The sequence below is a fragment of the Solemya pervernicosa gill symbiont genome (assembly GCF_002020875.1).
In the GTDB taxonomy this organism is placed as follows: domain Bacteria; phylum Pseudomonadota; class Gammaproteobacteria.
Genome location: NZ_MPRL01000041.1, coordinates 1 through 14,525, shown reverse-complemented (window position 1 = coordinate 14,525; position 14,525 = coordinate 1). Strand labels below are relative to the sequence as shown.

Here is a 14,525-nt window from a genome sequence, read left to right as displayed (position 1 = left end):
GTGCTAGGTACCCAGAACACGAACGACAGGAGCACCCAGCTCAATCTCGAGAGCGGCTACTGCGCTCCCCTTATTGACGGCAATTTCAGCCAAGCCATTTGAGTTTTCGTACCAAAACAGCTCACCAACAGCAACTTCGGAGAAGGTACGTGCTGATGAGATCTCCGTACCGTTCACGATCAGTCTATCGCTGTTATCGAGTGTTAATGCCCTGATTCCGGTAATAGCATTGCCATAGCGATCCGCATAAACCACCTCACTGAGATCCTCCGGCCAGGAAGGATCAGATGTAACCTGCTCAACAGCATGCATATGTTTATCATTGACGCCTGACAATGCCAGTTCAGCAGCAATCGGCGCAAACAGGTCACGACCATGGAAGGAGGCCGATAACTGATCAGGCAGCCAGCTGATTACCCAATACGAAACAAGCTTTGCCCTCCTGGCAATCATCGCAAAGAGGCCGTTATCTGGCCCAACAAACCAGCGACCGTCCGCCTTAACCACGATAGGCAAGCGACTGCCACCGACACCGGGATCAACGACGCACAGGAATACCGTTCCCTGCTGAAAGAAGTTGATATGAGGCTCAAGCAGATATGCCGAAGCCTTAATATCGTATGTAGGTAGATCAGAGAAGAGCGTTACAACGGGAATTTGATTGTTTTGCGCATAGATGGCGGCAATCATCTGACCTAGATAGGGTCCGTCAATGCCAAAGTCAGTCGCAATAACAATCATAAAAGAAGCCTAGCAGCAAAGCGGCATCAAATCTCAGACACAAAAAAGCCGGGCATTGCCCGGCTTTTAAGTAGACAAATAGATCTATTCGTCAGCAGTCTCTTCTTCAACATCTGGACGATCAACCAACTCGACATAGGCCATAGTTGCATTGTCACCATCACGGAATCCACACTTGAGGATACGCATATAACCACCAGGGCGATCCTTATAACGTGGACCAAGCTCATTAAACAGCTTGGTGACTGCATCACGATCACGTAGGCGGTTAAAGGCGAGACGACGATTTGCAACGCTGTCGTTTTTAGCCATGGTGATCAGAGGCTCGGCTACGCGACGCAGCTCCTTGGCCTTAGGCAGTGTGGTCTTGATTGCCTCATGGCTGAGCAATGAGACAGCCATGTTCTTGAACATTGCCTTGCGGTGGCTGCTATTACGATTTAACTGACGGCCGCTATTACGATGACGCATGGGTTTATACCTTCTTAAACTAGAGTGTTATTCAACCGGCGCTCTTCTCGAGTCCGGCTGGTGGCCAGTTCTCGAGACGCATACCCATTGAGAGGCCGTGTGAGGCCAGTACGTTCTTGATTTCGGTAAGTGACTTCTTACCAAGGTTAGGCGTTTTCAGAAGCTCAACCTCAGTACGCTGAATCAAGTCACCAATGTAATAGATGTTCTCCGCCTTGAGACAGTTGGCTGAACGAACAGTCAGCTCCAGATCATCGATAGGGCGCAGCAGAACCGGGTCGATCTCAGGCTCCTTAGATACAGCTGCAGTCTCCTGTTTGCCCTGCAAATCTACAAATACTGAGAGCTGATCATGCAGAATGCCTGCAGCACGACGAATTGACTCTTCAGGATCGATGGTACCGTTAGTCTCGATTTCAATAACAAGCTTATCGAGATCGGTGCGCTGCTCTACACGGGCGCGATCTACTGAGTAGCTAACACGTAGCACTGGACTAAATGAGGCATCAAGCTGAAGTACACCAATTGGTGAATCCTCACCCTCTGCTGCACGAACGGTAGATGGCTGATAGCCACGTCCACGTAGAACCTTCATGCTCATATTGATCTCGCCTTCCTTAGTCAGGTTAGCAATCACAAAGTCAGGATTGACGATCTCTACGTCATGATCAACGGTGATATCACCGGCAGTAACAGGACCAGGCCCCTTTTTGTTGATCTTTAGGGTAGCCTCTTCACGTGCATGCATGGTGATAGAGAGGCCCTTGAGATTGAGAAGGATATCGATCACATCTTCCTGTACACCCTCAATGGTTGAGTACTCGTGCAGGACGCCTTCAATCTCTACCTCTACAACCGCACAGCCAGGCATAGAAGAGAGCAGGATACGACGGATTGCATTACCAAGAGTGTGACCAAAACCACGCTCGAGCGGTTCCAGTGTCACCTTAGCAACATTGCTTGATACCTGTTGCACGTCAACTAGACGTGGCTTAAGAAATTCCGTTACAGAAGCCGACATTTAACCCAATCCCCTTAGCGTTTACTTAGAATACAGTTCGACAACGAGATGCTCATTGATGTCTGCGGAGAGATCACTACGCTCCGGACGATTCTTGTAAACACCTTCCATCTTTTTCACATCAACATCGATCCAATCAGCAAAACCGCGCTGCTGCGCAAGTTCGATAGCAGATTGAATGCGGATCTGGCTGCGCTTCTTCTCATTGACGGCAACAACATCGCTAGCAGCGAGCTGATATGAAGGGATATTCACCTTGCCACCGTTGACGGTAATACCGTTATGACGGACCAGCTGACGAGCCTCTGAGCGAGATGCCGCGAAACCCATACGATAAACAACATTATCGAGACGACTCTCGAGGAACTGCAACAGGTTCTCACCGGTAGAGCCCTTCTTACGAGCCGCGTCTTTGTAGTAGCCGAGGAACTGCTTTTCGAGTACGCCATAGGTACGACGTAGCTTCTGCTTTTCACGCAACTGAAGTGCATAGTCAGAAAGGCGGGTACGACGCTGGCCATGCTGACCAGGTGGGAAAGGACGCTTCTCAATCGCACACTTCGCGGTATAACACTTCTCGCCCTTGAGGAAGAGTTTACTTCCCTCACGACGACACTGACGACACTTGGCACCGATATACTTAGCCACAGGTAACTCCGTAAATTAAACGCGACGCTTCTTAGGGGGACGACAGCCGTTGTGTGGAATCGGCGTCACATCTGTAATGCTGGTAATTTTGAAACCGGCGTTGTTCAAAGCACGAACTGCCGACTCACGGCCAGGGCCAGGTCCCTTGATACGGACCTCCATATTCTTCATGCCGAACTCAGCAACAACAGCGCCAGCACGCTCTGCAGCAACCTGTGCCGCGAAAGGTGTGCTCTTACGTGAACCGCGGAAACCTGAACCACCTGAGGTTGCCCATGAGAGCGCATTGCCCTGACGGTCGGTAATAGTAATGATGGTGTTATTAAAAGAGGCGTGTACGTGGGCGATACCGTCGACAACGTCCTTTTTCACCTTCTTACGAATGCGTGCTGCTTTACCTTTAGCCATTTCTAAATTCCGAGATAAGTTTCTTAAACTTCAGTAGCCGTGCGAGTTACTTACGTACTGCGCGACGCGGACCCTTACGGGTACGTGCGTTTGTCTTGGTACGCTGTCCGTTGACAGGTAGACCACGACGATGACGGATACCGCGATATGAAGCCATATCCATCAGACGCTTAATATTCATAGCAACTTCACGACGTAGGTCACCCTCAACGGTGATCTTAGCAACTTCGCCACGAATGCTCTCAACCTCACCTTCGGTCAGATCTTTGATCTTTGCTGCCGGGTTGATTCCAAGGGTCTCGCATATGTTCGCAGACCGAGTACGGCCGACGCCATAAATCGATGTCAGTGCAATAACCGTGTGTTTATTTGTCGGTATATTGATACCAGCAATACGGGCCATACTACTTCACTCCTAGCTACAAAACCCGGACCAGCCGGGGAAAGCGCGCCATAATATCGCGCCACTCAAAATAAATCAATCCTAATCGGGTGAGAAATTAACCCTGGCGTTGTTTGTGACGAGCGTCACTGCTACAGATGATACGAACAACACCCTTGCGTTTAACAACTTTGCAATTACGACAGATCTTCTTAACAGATGCCCTGACTTTCATGGGACACTCCTTAACGAAATAATTTAGAAAACGAAACTTAGCTTGGACGTTTTTGCGACTTAAGATTAGCCTTCTTGAGCAGGCTATCGTATTGATGCGACATCATGTGTGTCTGCATCTGCGCCATAAAATCCATTACTACAACGACGATAATCAGCAGCGATGTTCCGCCAAAGTAGAACGGCACGTTCCAGTAGATCGTCAGAAATTCGGGCAGCAAGCATACTGCAGTAATGTAGATTGCACCAGCCAGTGTTAGGCGTGTAAGTACGGTGTCTACATATTTGGCCGTCTGCTCACCAGGACGAATCCCGGGGATAAAAGCACCTGATTTTTTCAGGTTATCTGCGGTTTCGCGGGAATTAAACACCAACGCGGTATAGAAGAAGCAGAAGAAGATGATCGCCACCGCATAGAACATTGCATAAAGAGGCTGACCTGGTGACACCATTGTAGAAAGATCTTTAAGCCAGCCCATACCCTCAGCACTGCCGAACCAACTACCAAGCGTTGCAGGAAATAGAATGATACTTGATGCGAAAATGGGAGGAATGACACCGGCCATATTCAGCTTCAAGGGTAGATGTGTGCTTTGACCCGCATACATCTTGCGGCCCTGTTGTCGTTTAGCGTAGTTAACAGTGATGCGACGCTGACCACGCTCAACAAATACAACAAATCCAGTGACGGCAATGGCAAGAGCAAATAGGAATAGGATTGTCAGTGCATTGAGCTCACCGGTTCTAGCAAGCTCAAGGGTTCCACCAATCGCGGAAGGAAGACCAGCAACGATACCAGCGAAGATAATGATGGATATACCATTACCGATACCACGCTCAGTCACCTGCTCACCCAACCACATCAGGAAGATAGTTCCGGTGACCAGCGTCACAGCGGCTGTGAAGATAAAACCAACGCCAGGACTAATGACTACCGAAAGCCCTGCAACAGTCTGGTTTTGTAGAGCGATAGCAATACCAATGGCCTGGAAAGTCGCGAGAACGAGCGTGCCATATCGAGTGTACTGAGTAATCTTACGACGCCCTGCCTCTCCCTCTTTCTTCAACTGTTCAAGGGTTGGTACAACCACCGTTAGCAGTTGCATGATAATAGAGGCTGAGATATAGGGCATGATGCCCAGTGCGAAAAGGGTGAAACGCATCAAAGCACCACCCGAGAACATGTTAAACATGTCCAATATGGTGCCGCTTTGCTGTTCGAACATCTTCGCCAATGCGACAGGATCGATCCCTGGAACAGGGATGTGTGCACCAATTCGATATACGATCAGAGCACCCAAGACGAAAAAGAGCCTCTGTTTTAGCTCAGATAGTTTCCCGGTGTCCATGCCACCGGCCATTGCAGAGGCTGATTTGACCACTTATGCCTCAACTTTTCCGCCGGCAGCTTCGATCGCAGCCTGAGCACCTTTGGTAGCGGTAATTCCGCTGAGAGTGAACGCCTTGTCAACACCACCCGATGAGAAGACCTTGGCACGCTTGATGTTCTTACCGATCACATTTGCCTTCTGCAGTGACTCGATGCTGACAACGTCTCCCTCAATCTTGGCCAGCTCACTAAGTCGTACATTGGCTGTTTCACGACCAATACGCGAGCTGAAGCCGATCTTAGGAAGACGGCGCTGGAGCGGCATCTGACCACCCTCGAATCCGACCTTGGTGAACCCGCCTGAACGCGACTTCTGACCCTTATGGCCGCGACCACAGGTTTTTCCGAAGCCCGAACCGATACCACGACCAACTCGCTTGGCATCGGTTTTAGTGCCAGGTGCTGGCTTGATTGTATTCAAACGCATTTTAAGCTTCCTCAACGTTTAGCATGTAGGAGACCTTATTGATCATGCCACGATTCTCTGGAGTATCGAGTACTTCAACGGTCTGATGCATGCGACGAATACCAAGACCACGAACACAGGCCTGATGGCTCTTCAGTCGACCACTGGTGCTTTTGACCAGCGTCACTTTGATTGTATTTGATGCAGACATGGCTTATCCCAAAATCTCTTCAACTTTCTTACCGCGCTTGGCAGCAACCTGCTCTGGAGATGACATCTCTTCCAGACCTTTAATGGTAGCGCGAACTACATTGATCGGATTCGGTGAACCGATCGTTTTGGCAAGCACATCGCGAACACCGAGGACTTCAAAAACTGCTCGCATCGCGCCACCAGCAATAATTCCAGTACCTTCAGATGCCGGCTGCATGTAGACCTTAGCGCCACCATGCACAGCGTTGATCGGGTAGTAGAGCGTACTCGCATTAAGATTGATGGTTTTCATGTTCTTGCGCGCCTTCTCCATAGCCTTTTGAATCGCTACAGGTACTTCGCGTGCCTTACCATATCCAAAGCCAACACGACCCTTGCCATCACCTACTACAGTAAGTGCGGTAAAGCCGAACTGACGTCCACCCTTTACAACTTTAGCTACGCGATTAACGTGAACGAGCTTCTCTTGAAGATCGTCACCCGCTGCCTGTGCATTCATATTTGCCATAATCTAACCCTTAGAACTCAAGACCATTTTCACGCGCAGCATCGGCAAGTGCTTTGATACGGCCATGATATTTAAAACCGGAGCGGTCGAAGGCGACCTTGGTTACGCCTGCAGTCTTTGCGCGTTCGGCAATCATTTTGCCTACAGCTACTGCAGCAGCAACATTGCCGGTACCTTCAAGACCCTCTTTAACATCAGACTGTAGAGTCGATGCGGCAGCGAGGACGGTATTACCGTCCGGCGAGATGATCTGCGCATAAATATGACGCGGCGTGCGATGCACATTGAGTCGATTCTCACCAAGGGTTCTAATCTTGATGCGTGACTTACGTGCGCGACGTAGACGTGTAGATTTTTTATCCATCTTACCGAACCCTTACTTCTTTTTGGCTTCTTTACGTACAACAACTTCGTCGGAATAACGAACACCCTTGCCCTTATAAGGCTCTGGTGGACGACACGCGCGAATATTTGCTGCTACCTGACCAACCTTCTGCTTGTCACAACCCTTTACAAGGATCTCAGTCTGGCTCGGTGTCTCGATTGTAATACCCTCAGGTACAGCGTACTCAACAGGGTGAGAGAAACCGAGGCTCAGATTGAGCGTACTGCCCTTAGCCTGCGCACGATAACCAACGCCAATCAGCTCTAGCTTGCGTTCGAAACCAGCACTAACACCGTTAACGATTCCGTTAACCAGGGAGCGCATTGTACCGGTCATCGCCCACGCAGTCTTGCTTTCCTTTACAGGTGCAAAACTCAGGCTGTCGCCATCCTGGTTTACCGTTACAGTCTCATTGACTTCGAGCTGCATCGTACCTTTGCTGCCCTTGGCACTTATATTCTGACCATTCAGGGTAACTTCTACACCCTTAGGGATCGTGACGGGTTTTCTTCCGATTCTGGACATCTAAACACCACCCACTAGGAAACTATGCAGAGGACTTCGCCGCCGCTACCATTGGCGCGCGCTTCTCTGTCACTAACTACGCCCTTCGATGTCGAAATAATAGCAACACCAAGGCCATTTAATACCGTAGGCAGATCATCCTTGCCCTTATACAAACGACGTCCAGGACGGCTGATGCGTTTGATATTGTCGATAACTGGCTTGCCTTCGAAGTACTTAAGCGCAACGACTAGCTGCTTCTTGCCCTCAACCTCTTCGTGACGCACATCGGTAACGTAACCTTCGCTCTTGAGAACGTTGGCAACCGCCTGTTTAATCTTCGATGCTGGCATTGATACTTCTACCTTGCCTGCAGCCTGTCCATTTCGGATTCGCGTCAGCATATCCGCGATAGGGTCCGTCATACTCACTTGGAAATCCCCTGTAAATTAGGTTTCTGTCTACTACCAGCTAGCCTTGACTAGACCTGGAACGTCACCACGCATAGCGGCTTCACGCAGCTTGTTACGTGACAGCCCGAACTTACGGTAAAAACCGTGAGGACGACCGGTAATCGCACAACGATTACGCTGTCTGCACTTGCTGGCATTACGAGGCTGTTTCTGGAGCTTGGCCTGTGCTGCCATCATCTCCTCATAGCTCGTCTCAGGATTGTTAATAATTGCCTTGAGTGCAGCACGCTTGTCTGCATACTTTGCTACACATTTGGCACGCTTTGTTTCGCGCTCGATCATGCTTACTTTAGCCATTAATCAATCCTCAGTTCTTGAACGGGAAGTTAAACGCTTCGAGAAGCGCACGTCCCTCTTCATCAGTACGCGCTGACGTAGTGATCGTAATATCCATACCACGGAGTGCATCGATCTTGTCATAGTCGATCTCCGGGAAGATGATCTGCTCACGAACACCCATGCTGTAGTTTCCACGACCATCGAATGACTTACCGTTAAGACCCCGGAAGTCACGAATACGTGGTATAGCGATGGTGATCAGGCGATCAAGAAACTCATACATGCGCTCACGGCGAAGGGTAACCTTACAACCGATTGGCCACTCTTCACGAACCTTAAAACCGGCAACCGATTTTCTAGCGTGAGTGACTACAGGCTTCTGACCTGCAATCTTGATCATGTCTGCTACTGCGTGTTCGACGACTTTCTTATCGCCAATCGCTTCACCAAGACCCATGTTCAGCGTGATCTTGGTTATACGTGGAATTTCCATCGCATTCGCACCCTCAAGTTTCTCCTTGAGCTGAGGCACGACGGACTCACGATAATACTCTTGAAATCTGGCCATTATTCTATCCGATTTAAACGTCAATAACTTCGTTGTTCGACTTGAAGAAGCGCACTTTACGTCCGTCCTCCAGAGTACGGATGCCTACACGGTCACCCTTGCCAGTCTCGGCATTAAAGAGCATGACGTTCGAGACCTGGATCGGCATCTCTTTTTCGATGATGCCACCAGCCTGTCCGGCCTGTGGATTGCCCTTAGTATGGCGCTTGACCATGTTGATACCGTCCACCAGCACGCGACTGTCATCACGAACCTGCAGCACATTTCCACGACGGCCCTTGTCCTTACCCGTGGTTACGATGACTTCGTCACCTTTTTTAATCCTACGCATGACAACAACCTTCTAAATTAAAGTACTTCTGGAGCGAGTGAAACGATCTTCATAAACTTCTCGCTACGCAGCTCGCGGGTTACGGGGCCAAAGATACGCGTACCGATTGGCTGATGTTGTGTATTCAGTAGTACTGCAGCATTACCATCAAAACGAATGATGGAACCATCAGTACGACGTACGCCTTTGGCAGTACGTACAACTACTGCATTATATACATCACCCTTCTTAACCTTACCGCGTGGGTTAGCCTCTTTTACGCTGACTTTAATAACGTCACCGATTCTGGCATAACGACGCTTAGAGCCACCCAGCACCTTGATACACATCACACGACGAGCACCACTGTTGTCGGCCACGTCCAAAACTGTCTGCATCTGAATCATGATTCAATCCGCCTATACTTCTTCTGTTGACCTAGGCCTGTACAGCCTTATCCACAATTTCAACGAGACGCCAGGTCTTCGATTTTGAAAGCGGACGACACTGCTCGATAACTACCAAATCACCAATCGCGCACTCATTGCTCTCATCATGAGCATGCAGTTTGGTGCTGCGCTTGATGAATTTCCCATAGAGCGGGTGCTTGACCTGACGCTCGATCATTACGGTGATGCTCTTATCCATCTTGTCGCTGACTACGCGGCCAGAAACAGTACGGGAGACCTTATTCTCTTCACTCATGACGCATCACCTGCTCTTTTCTTTTCATTCAGAACGGTCTTGATACGCGAGATATCACGACGATTCTTCTTAAATAGGTGTGGGCGTGGCGACTGGCCTGTGCCCTGCTGCATACGCAGATTAAACTGTTCGCGGCGGAGCTCCAGAAGATCCTGGTTTAGCTCATCCACACCCTTACTACGAAGTTCATTCGCACTCATCAGATCACCGTACGACTTACAAATGTTGTTTTAACTGGAAGCTTTGCTGCAGCAAGCTTAAATGCCTCACGTGCAGTAGTTTCATCTACACCTTCAATTTCATACAGGACGCGTCCTGGTTGAATCTGAGAGATCCAGTACTCCACATTACCCTTACCTTTACCCATACGAACCTCAATAGGCTTTTTGGTAATTGGTTTGTCAGGGAACAGACGTATCCACAACTTACCGCCACGTTTTACGTGACGTGTAATGGTACGTCGAGCAGCCTCAATCTGGCGTGCAGTAATGCGTCCGCGCGATGTGGCCTTCAGACCAAACTCACCGAAGCTAATTTTGTCACCACGAGTAGCCAGACCGCGATTGCGACCCTTGTGCTGCTTGCGGAACTTTGTACGTTTTGGCTGTAGCATCTCGTAAATTCTCTTTACTAATTACTTGGCAGCAGGTGCAGCGTTCTTGCTGGTTTCGGTCTCAGACTCAGTCTCGCCCCAACCAAACACTTCACCCTTGAAGATCCACACCTTCACACCAATGATTCCGTAGGTGGTATTGGCCTCTGCGGTACCGTAGTCGATATCAGCACGCAGGGTGTGTAGTGGAACACGACCCTCGCGATACCACTCGCTGCGAGCGATTTCAGCACCATTCAATCGGCCACCAACATTGATCTTGATGCCCTGAGCACCGAGACGCATGGTATTTGTCACTGCACGCTTCATTGCACGGCGGAACATAATACGCTTTTCAAGCTGTTGAGCGATATTTTCTGCAACCAGCGTTGCATCGAGCTCAGGCTTGCGAATCTCTTCGATATTGATGTGGACAGGGATACCCATCTGCTCAGAGACTTCTTTACGCAGAACCTCAATATCCTCACCCTTCTTACCAATTACGATACCGGGACGAGCGGTATGGATGGTGATATGCGCATTACGCGCCGGGCGGTCAATCTGAATACGGCTAACAGATGCGTGAGCCAGCTTCTTTTTCAGGAAGTCACGAACGCGCAGATCCGTATTCAAGAATTCTGCGTAGTTCTTGCTGTCCGCATACCACTTCGACGTCCAATCTTTAACGATGCCGAGGCGAATACCTGTTGGATGTACCTTCTGTCCCATTACAATTCTCTCTCGAATTTACTTTTCTGCGACACGTACAGTGATATGGCTGGTACGCTTGATAATACGATCACCACGGCCTTTGGCACGTGCACGAAAACGCTTAAATGTAGGCGCCTCATCGATAAAGATGGTGCTAACAAAAAGCTCATCAATATCCATACCTGAATTGTGCTCAGCGTTCGCGATGGCAGAATCGAGTACTTTCTTAACTAGATCGGCACCCTTTTTGGGGCTAAATGAAAGTACATTCAGTGCTTGCTCAACCGGCAGACCGCGAATCTGGTCAGCAACCAGACGACACTTCTGCGGGGAGATCCGCGCATATTGCATTTTGGCAGTAACTTGCTCCATACCCAGACCTCTTACTTGCTCTTCTTGTCGGCAATGTGACCTTTATAGGTCCGGGTCAGTGCGAACTCACCCAACTTATGGCCAACCATGTTTTCGTTAATCAGAATCGGCATATGCTGCCGACCGTTGTGGACCGCGATTGTCAGACCAACCATCTCCGGCAACACCATAGATCTTCTTGACCAGGTCTTAATCGGACGACGGTTGTTAGTAGCAACAGCCTCATCGACCTTCTTCGCCAGATGCAGATCTACAAATGGACCCTTTTTAATTGAACGCGGCACAGCAGATACCCCTATCCTTTACTTCTTACGACGACGCACGATCATCTTATCGGTGCGCTTCATTGAACGTGTCTTGTAACCCTTGGTTGGCATACCCCATGGACTAACAGGATGACGACCACCAGAGGTACGACCTTCACCACCACCATGAGGGTGATCTACCGGGTTCATAACCACACCACGAACGGTAGGACGAACACCGCGCCAGCGTGTTGCACCGGCCTTACCCAGAGAGCGCAGCGAATGCTCGCTATTTCCAACCTCACCGAGGGTCGCACGACACTCAGCATGTACCTTGCGCATCTCACCAGAGCGGAGCCTCAATGTGGCGTAGATACCTTCTCGAGCAACCAACTGAGCCGAGGTGCCAGCAGAACGTGCAATTTGCGCGCCCTTACCTGGCTTCATCTCGATGCAGTGCACCAGAGAACCCATTGGCATGTTGCGCAACGGAAGCGTGTTGCCGGGCTTGATCGGCGCATCATCACCCGAACGCAGCACTTCACCGGCCTCAACACCCTTCGGTGCGATCACGTAACGACGCTCACCATCTGCATAGAGCAGCAGCGCAAGATGCGCACTACGGTTTGGATCGTACTCAAGACGCTCGACACGGGCATCGATACCATCTTTATTCCGCTTGAAATCAACAAGACGATAACGCTGCTTGTGACCACCACCGCGATGACGAGTCGTAATACGACCATTATTATTACGACCACCATTCTTGCTCTTCTTATCGAGCAACGGCTTATGCGGTTCGCCACGGTGAAGACCCGGCGTTACAACCTTGACGACGAAGCGGCGTCCAGGAGATGTCGGTTTTGCCTTTACGAGAGCCATATCAAATCCTTACTGCAATCTTCTGTTCTGTATTTCTATTATCTGACCGAAGTTATTCGGCACCCAGGAAATCGATATCCTGACCAGGCTCAAGCGTAATGTAAGCCTTCTTCCAATCTGAACGCTGACCAAAACGCTGACCAAAGCGCTTAACCTTACCCTTAACATTGGCAACGTTAACCTTGGCAACCTTCACCTCAAACATCAGCTCAACGGCGCTTTTAATAGCGGCCTTGTCTGCATCCTTTCGCACACGAAATGCAAACTGCTGATGCTGGTCGGCAATCATTGTGCTTTTCTCTGAGACAATCGGCCCCAGCAGCACCTGCATCAGTTTTTCCTGATTCATGACAACCACCCTTCAACCATACGTAAGGCGTCAACTGTCATGACCACCTTATCGAAATTAACCAAACTGACTGGATCAACACCCGCCACGTCCGTAACAGCCACACCATAAAGATTGCGCGCAGCAAGATAGAGATTGTCATCGGGTGCCTCGCTTACGATCAGCGCCTTCTCACAATCTAAACCCTTCAACTTTTCAACCATCTGCTTGGTCTTTGGCGCATCAACAGTGAAGCTACCAACTACAACCAACCTCTCCTGACGCAGTAGCTCAGAGAGAATCGAGCGGATTGCACCGCGATACATCTTTTTGTTGACCTTTTGCGAGAAGTCACGCGGACGTGCAGCAAAGGTCACACCACCGCTTCGCCAAATCGGGCTGCGTATAGTACCAGATCTTGCGCGGCCTGTCCCCTTTTGTCTCCAGGGTTTTGCACCACCACCAGAAACATCAGAACGATTCTTCTGAGCCTTAGTGCCAGCGCGGGCTCCAGCCATATGCGCAATGACCACTTGATGGATCAGAGTCTCATTAAATGGCTGATCAAAAGTACTATCTGCAACCTCAATTGAGGCTGCGCCATCAGAATTTTTTACTTGAAGCTCCATCGATATCTCCTCAGGAACGGGTCTTGACGGCGGGCAACACGATTACATCACCGCCCTTCGAACCAGGAACTGCACCCTTAACTAGAATCAGGTTGCGCTCTTCATCAACACGTACAACCTCAAGGTTCTGCGTGGTGGTGCGCACACTACCCATATGACCGGCCATCTTCTTACCCTTGAAAACACGTCCAGGGGTTTGGTTCTGACCGATCGAGCCAGGCGCACGGTGAGAGATGGAGTTACCATGAGTGGCATCCTGCATCTTGAAGTTGTGACGCTTAACGCCACCAGCGAAACCCTTACCAATACTGGTACCGGTCACATCAACCATCTGCCCCGCCTCAAAGCGACCCACCTTAAGCTCGCCGCCCGTTTCAAGATCATCACCTTCGCCATCAGCAAGCGTGAACTCCCAAACACCTCGACCAGCCTCGACACCAGCTTTGGCAAAGTGACCTGCCATCGCCTTGGTTACACGAGACGCGCGGCGCGAACCGGCTGTTAACTGAATCGCGCGATAGCCATCACTCTCAACAGTTTTAATCTGTGAAATACGATTTGGTTCAACCTCGATCACAGTGACGGGGATAGAAACACCCTCTTCTGTGAATACGCGGGTCATACCAGCTTTGCGACCGACTATTCCGATTGCCATGCTAAGAATCCTCTTACTCTAATCTTCTTCGAATCAGTTCAGTTTAATCTGAACATCAACGCCTGCCGCCAAATCGAGCTTCATCAGCGCGTCTACGGTCTTGTCAGTAGGATCGACAATATCCATCAGGCGCTTGTGAGTACGAATCTCATACTGATCTCGTGCATCCTTATTAACGTGCGGAGAGATCAGAACGGTGAAACGCTCCATCTTGGTAGGCAGAGGAATCGGGCCACGAACCTGTGCTCCGGTACGCTTTGCGGTCTCTACAATTTCACGAGCTGACTGATCGATCAGACGATGATCAAAAGCCTTTAAACGGATACGAATTCTCTGATTAGTCATCTCAATCACTCAATAATCTTAGCTACAACACCCGCACCTACGGTACGACCACCTTCACGAATCGCGAAGCGCAGACCATCTTCCATCGCAATCGGGGCAATCAGGCTGACCGTCATCTTG

General features: G+C 49.9%; 30 protein-coding genes. All 30 read right to left on the bottom strand.

What is annotated here, in order from left to right; translation table 11 throughout:
- Nucleotides 1-3: 3 nt before the first annotated feature.
- Nucleotides 4-741 (bottom strand): SAM hydrolase/SAM-dependent halogenase family protein, encoded by a 738-nt coding sequence (locus BOW52_RS10190; protein ID WP_078483977.1) that lies wholly within the window; start codon nucleotides 739-741, stop codon nucleotides 4-6.
- Nucleotides 742-825: 84 nt separating this feature from the next.
- Entirely contained in the window at nucleotides 826-1,212 is a 387-nt protein-coding gene (gene rplQ / locus BOW52_RS10185) for a 50S ribosomal protein L17 (protein ID WP_078483976.1), read from the bottom strand.
- Between the two features lie 31 nt (nucleotides 1,213-1,243).
- On the bottom strand, nucleotides 1,244-2,233 hold the full coding sequence (locus BOW52_RS10180) for a DNA-directed RNA polymerase subunit alpha (protein ID WP_078483975.1): 990 nt from the start codon (nucleotides 2,231-2,233) through the stop codon (nucleotides 1,244-1,246).
- 21 nt (nucleotides 2,234-2,254) lie between these two features.
- Nucleotides 2,255-2,881 carry a 30S ribosomal protein S4 gene (gene rpsD / locus BOW52_RS10175; RefSeq protein ID WP_078483974.1) on the bottom strand — a complete coding sequence of 209 codons (627 nt, stop codon included), beginning with the start codon at nucleotides 2,879-2,881 and terminating at the stop codon, nucleotides 2,255-2,257.
- Between the two features lie 15 nt (nucleotides 2,882-2,896).
- Nucleotides 2,897-3,289 carry a 30S ribosomal protein S11 gene (gene rpsK / locus BOW52_RS10170; protein WP_078483973.1) on the bottom strand — a complete coding sequence of 131 codons (393 nt, stop codon included), beginning with the start codon at nucleotides 3,287-3,289 and terminating at the stop codon, nucleotides 2,897-2,899.
- Between the two features lie 46 nt (nucleotides 3,290-3,335).
- Complete coding sequence (rpsM, locus tag BOW52_RS10165; protein WP_078483972.1) at nucleotides 3,336-3,692, bottom strand: 30S ribosomal protein S13; 357 nt, start codon at nucleotides 3,690-3,692, stop codon at nucleotides 3,336-3,338.
- A 97-nt stretch (nucleotides 3,693-3,789) separates the two neighbouring features.
- On the bottom strand, nucleotides 3,790-3,906 hold the full coding sequence (gene rpmJ, locus BOW52_RS10160) for a 50S ribosomal protein L36 (protein WP_078483971.1): 117 nt from the start codon (nucleotides 3,904-3,906) through the stop codon (nucleotides 3,790-3,792).
- A 37-nt stretch (nucleotides 3,907-3,943) separates the two neighbouring features.
- Nucleotides 3,944-5,266 carry a preprotein translocase subunit SecY gene (secY, locus tag BOW52_RS10155; RefSeq protein ID WP_078483988.1) on the bottom strand — a complete coding sequence of 441 codons (1,323 nt, stop codon included), beginning with the start codon at nucleotides 5,264-5,266 and terminating at the stop codon, nucleotides 3,944-3,946.
- 21 nt (nucleotides 5,267-5,287) lie between these two features.
- A complete protein-coding gene (gene rplO, locus BOW52_RS10150; protein ID WP_078483970.1) occupies nucleotides 5,288-5,722 on the bottom strand; it encodes a 50S ribosomal protein L15 in 435 nt (144 codons plus the stop codon).
- Between the two features lies 1 nt (nucleotide 5,723).
- On the bottom strand, nucleotides 5,724-5,912 hold the full coding sequence (gene rpmD / locus BOW52_RS10145) for a 50S ribosomal protein L30 (protein ID WP_078483969.1): 189 nt from the start codon (nucleotides 5,910-5,912) through the stop codon (nucleotides 5,724-5,726).
- Between the two features lie 3 nt (nucleotides 5,913-5,915).
- The gene (rpsE, locus tag BOW52_RS10140) at nucleotides 5,916-6,422 is read right to left on the bottom strand and encodes a 30S ribosomal protein S5 (RefSeq protein ID WP_078483968.1); all 507 of its coding nucleotides are present in this window, start codon (nucleotides 6,420-6,422) and stop codon (nucleotides 5,916-5,918) included.
- A gap of 10 nt (nucleotides 6,423-6,432) precedes the next feature.
- Nucleotides 6,433-6,786, bottom strand: coding sequence for a 50S ribosomal protein L18 (gene rplR / locus BOW52_RS10135; RefSeq protein ID WP_078483967.1), 354 nt, complete (start codon nucleotides 6,784-6,786; stop codon nucleotides 6,433-6,435).
- Between the two features lie 12 nt (nucleotides 6,787-6,798).
- The gene (rplF, locus tag BOW52_RS10130; RefSeq protein WP_078483966.1) at nucleotides 6,799-7,332 is read right to left on the bottom strand and encodes a 50S ribosomal protein L6; all 534 of its coding nucleotides are present in this window, start codon (nucleotides 7,330-7,332) and stop codon (nucleotides 6,799-6,801) included.
- A 14-nt stretch (nucleotides 7,333-7,346) separates the two neighbouring features.
- Nucleotides 7,347-7,742 carry a 30S ribosomal protein S8 gene (rpsH, locus tag BOW52_RS10125; RefSeq protein WP_078483965.1) on the bottom strand — a complete coding sequence of 132 codons (396 nt, stop codon included), beginning with the start codon at nucleotides 7,740-7,742 and terminating at the stop codon, nucleotides 7,347-7,349.
- 33 nt (nucleotides 7,743-7,775) lie between these two features.
- Nucleotides 7,776-8,081, bottom strand: a complete 306-nt coding sequence (gene rpsN, locus BOW52_RS10120) for a 30S ribosomal protein S14 (protein WP_078483964.1) — start codon at nucleotides 8,079-8,081, stop codon at nucleotides 7,776-7,778.
- A gap of 10 nt (nucleotides 8,082-8,091) precedes the next feature.
- Entirely contained in the window at nucleotides 8,092-8,631 is a 540-nt protein-coding gene (rplE, locus tag BOW52_RS10115) for a 50S ribosomal protein L5 (RefSeq protein WP_078483963.1), read from the bottom strand.
- Nucleotides 8,632-8,644: 13 nt separating this feature from the next.
- Complete coding sequence (rplX, locus tag BOW52_RS10110; RefSeq protein WP_078483962.1) at nucleotides 8,645-8,962, bottom strand: 50S ribosomal protein L24; 318 nt, start codon at nucleotides 8,960-8,962, stop codon at nucleotides 8,645-8,647.
- 17 nt (nucleotides 8,963-8,979) lie between these two features.
- Nucleotides 8,980-9,348 (bottom strand): 50S ribosomal protein L14, encoded by a 369-nt coding sequence (rplN, locus tag BOW52_RS10105; RefSeq protein WP_078483961.1) that lies wholly within the window; start codon nucleotides 9,346-9,348, stop codon nucleotides 8,980-8,982.
- A gap of 31 nt (nucleotides 9,349-9,379) precedes the next feature.
- Entirely contained in the window at nucleotides 9,380-9,646 is a 267-nt protein-coding gene (rpsQ, locus tag BOW52_RS10100; RefSeq protein ID WP_078483960.1) for a 30S ribosomal protein S17, read from the bottom strand.
- On the bottom strand, nucleotides 9,643-9,846 hold the full coding sequence (gene rpmC / locus BOW52_RS10095) for a 50S ribosomal protein L29 (RefSeq protein WP_078483959.1): 204 nt from the start codon (nucleotides 9,844-9,846) through the stop codon (nucleotides 9,643-9,645). Before rpmC ends, rpsQ begins: the two co-directional genes overlap by 4 nt.
- Nucleotides 9,846-10,259 carry a 50S ribosomal protein L16 gene (gene rplP, locus BOW52_RS10090; RefSeq protein WP_078483958.1) on the bottom strand — a complete coding sequence of 138 codons (414 nt, stop codon included), beginning with the start codon at nucleotides 10,257-10,259 and terminating at the stop codon, nucleotides 9,846-9,848. Before rplP ends, rpmC begins: the two co-directional genes overlap by 1 nt.
- Before the next feature lie 21 nt (nucleotides 10,260-10,280).
- Nucleotides 10,281-10,967, bottom strand: a complete 687-nt coding sequence (rpsC, locus tag BOW52_RS10085) for a 30S ribosomal protein S3 (protein ID WP_078483957.1) — start codon at nucleotides 10,965-10,967, stop codon at nucleotides 10,281-10,283.
- 18 nt (nucleotides 10,968-10,985) lie between these two features.
- A complete protein-coding gene (gene rplV, locus BOW52_RS10080) occupies nucleotides 10,986-11,321 on the bottom strand; it encodes a 50S ribosomal protein L22 (RefSeq protein WP_078483956.1) in 336 nt (111 codons plus the stop codon).
- A gap of 11 nt (nucleotides 11,322-11,332) precedes the next feature.
- Nucleotides 11,333-11,605 carry a 30S ribosomal protein S19 gene (rpsS, locus tag BOW52_RS10075; RefSeq protein WP_078483955.1) on the bottom strand — a complete coding sequence of 91 codons (273 nt, stop codon included), beginning with the start codon at nucleotides 11,603-11,605 and terminating at the stop codon, nucleotides 11,333-11,335.
- Nucleotides 11,606-11,623: 18 nt separating this feature from the next.
- Nucleotides 11,624-12,448, bottom strand: coding sequence for a 50S ribosomal protein L2 (gene rplB / locus BOW52_RS10070; RefSeq protein WP_078483954.1), 825 nt, complete (start codon nucleotides 12,446-12,448; stop codon nucleotides 11,624-11,626).
- 52 nt (nucleotides 12,449-12,500) lie between these two features.
- Nucleotides 12,501-12,797: a 50S ribosomal protein L23 gene (rplW, locus tag BOW52_RS10065; RefSeq protein WP_078483953.1), complete on the bottom strand. Its 297-nt coding sequence runs from the start codon at nucleotides 12,795-12,797 to the stop codon at nucleotides 12,501-12,503.
- Entirely contained in the window at nucleotides 12,794-13,405 is a 612-nt protein-coding gene (rplD, locus tag BOW52_RS10060; protein ID WP_078483952.1) for a 50S ribosomal protein L4, read from the bottom strand. The genes rplW and rplD overlap by 4 nt, the downstream gene beginning before the upstream one ends.
- Nucleotides 13,406-13,415: 10 nt before the next feature.
- Nucleotides 13,416-14,060: a 50S ribosomal protein L3 gene (gene rplC, locus BOW52_RS10055; RefSeq protein ID WP_078483951.1), complete on the bottom strand. Its 645-nt coding sequence runs from the start codon at nucleotides 14,058-14,060 to the stop codon at nucleotides 13,416-13,418.
- Between the two features lie 33 nt (nucleotides 14,061-14,093).
- Nucleotides 14,094-14,405 (bottom strand): 30S ribosomal protein S10, encoded by a 312-nt coding sequence (gene rpsJ / locus BOW52_RS10050; RefSeq protein ID WP_078483987.1) that lies wholly within the window; start codon nucleotides 14,403-14,405, stop codon nucleotides 14,094-14,096.
- 5 nt (nucleotides 14,406-14,410) lie between these two features.
- Nucleotides 14,411-14,525, bottom strand: a 115-nt coding sequence (locus BOW52_RS10045; protein ID WP_456242906.1) for an EF-Tu C-terminal domain-related protein, incomplete at its 5' end; no start/stop codon positions are given.

Excerpts from the sequence above, each read along its gene's own strand:
- BOW52_RS10190 (WP_078483977.1), bottom strand. The coding sequence starts at position 741 with ATGATTGTTATTGCGACTGACTTTGGCATTGACGGACCCTATCTAGGT.
- rplQ (WP_078483976.1), bottom strand. The coding sequence starts at position 1,212 with ATGCGTCATCGTAATAGCGGCCGTCAGTTAAATCGTAATAGCAGCCAC.
- BOW52_RS10180 (WP_078483975.1), bottom strand. The coding sequence starts at position 2,233 with ATGTCGGCTTCTGTAACGGAATTTCTTAAGCCACGTCTAGTTGACGTG.
- rpsK (WP_078483973.1), bottom strand. The coding sequence starts at position 3,289 with ATGGCTAAAGGTAAAGCAGCACGCATTCGTAAGAAGGTGAAAAAGGAC.
- rpsM (WP_078483972.1), bottom strand. The coding sequence starts at position 3,692 with ATGGCCCGTATTGCTGGTATCAATATACCGACAAATAAACACACGGTT.
- rpmJ (WP_078483971.1), bottom strand. The coding sequence starts at position 3,906 with ATGAAAGTCAGGGCATCTGTTAAGAAGATCTGTCGTAATTGCAAAGTT.
- secY (WP_078483988.1), bottom strand. The coding sequence starts at position 5,266 with ATGGCCGGTGGCATGGACACCGGGAAACTATCTGAGCTAAAACAGAGG.
- rplO (WP_078483970.1), bottom strand. The coding sequence starts at position 5,722 with ATGCGTTTGAATACAATCAAGCCAGCACCTGGCACTAAAACCGATGCC.
- rpmD (WP_078483969.1), bottom strand. The coding sequence starts at position 5,912 with ATGTCTGCATCAAATACAATCAAAGTGACGCTGGTCAAAAGCACCAGT.
- rpsE (WP_078483968.1), bottom strand. The coding sequence starts at position 6,422 with ATGGCAAATATGAATGCACAGGCAGCGGGTGACGATCTTCAAGAGAAG.
- rplR (WP_078483967.1), bottom strand. The coding sequence starts at position 6,786 with ATGGATAAAAAATCTACACGTCTACGTCGCGCACGTAAGTCACGCATC.
- rplF (WP_078483966.1), bottom strand. The coding sequence starts at position 7,332 with ATGTCCAGAATCGGAAGAAAACCCGTCACGATCCCTAAGGGTGTAGAA.
- rpsN (WP_078483964.1), bottom strand. The coding sequence starts at position 8,081 with ATGGCTAAAGTAAGCATGATCGAGCGCGAAACAAAGCGTGCCAAATGT.
- rplE (WP_078483963.1), bottom strand. The coding sequence starts at position 8,631 with ATGGCCAGATTTCAAGAGTATTATCGTGAGTCCGTCGTGCCTCAGCTC.
- rplX (WP_078483962.1), bottom strand. The coding sequence starts at position 8,962 with ATGCGTAGGATTAAAAAAGGTGACGAAGTCATCGTAACCACGGGTAAG.
- rplN (WP_078483961.1), bottom strand. The coding sequence starts at position 9,348 with ATGATTCAGATGCAGACAGTTTTGGACGTGGCCGACAACAGTGGTGCT.
- rpsQ (WP_078483960.1), bottom strand. The coding sequence starts at position 9,646 with ATGAGTGAAGAGAATAAGGTCTCCCGTACTGTTTCTGGCCGCGTAGTC.
- rpmC (WP_078483959.1), bottom strand. The coding sequence starts at position 9,846 with ATGAGTGCGAATGAACTTCGTAGTAAGGGTGTGGATGAGCTAAACCAG.
- rplP (WP_078483958.1), bottom strand. The coding sequence starts at position 10,259 with ATGCTACAGCCAAAACGTACAAAGTTCCGCAAGCAGCACAAGGGTCGC.
- rpsC (WP_078483957.1), bottom strand. The coding sequence starts at position 10,967 with ATGGGACAGAAGGTACATCCAACAGGTATTCGCCTCGGCATCGTTAAA.
- rplV (WP_078483956.1), bottom strand. The coding sequence starts at position 11,321 with ATGGAGCAAGTTACTGCCAAAATGCAATATGCGCGGATCTCCCCGCAG.
- rplB (WP_078483954.1), bottom strand. The coding sequence starts at position 12,448 with ATGGCTCTCGTAAAGGCAAAACCGACATCTCCTGGACGCCGCTTCGTC.
- rplW (WP_078483953.1), bottom strand. The coding sequence starts at position 12,797 with ATGAATCAGGAAAAACTGATGCAGGTGCTGCTGGGGCCGATTGTCTCA.
- rplD (WP_078483952.1), bottom strand. The coding sequence starts at position 13,405 with ATGGAGCTTCAAGTAAAAAATTCTGATGGCGCAGCCTCAATTGAGGTT.
- rplC (WP_078483951.1), bottom strand. The coding sequence starts at position 14,060 with ATGGCAATCGGAATAGTCGGTCGCAAAGCTGGTATGACCCGCGTATTC.
- rpsJ (WP_078483987.1), bottom strand. The coding sequence starts at position 14,405 with ATGACTAATCAGAGAATTCGTATCCGTTTAAAGGCTTTTGATCATCGT.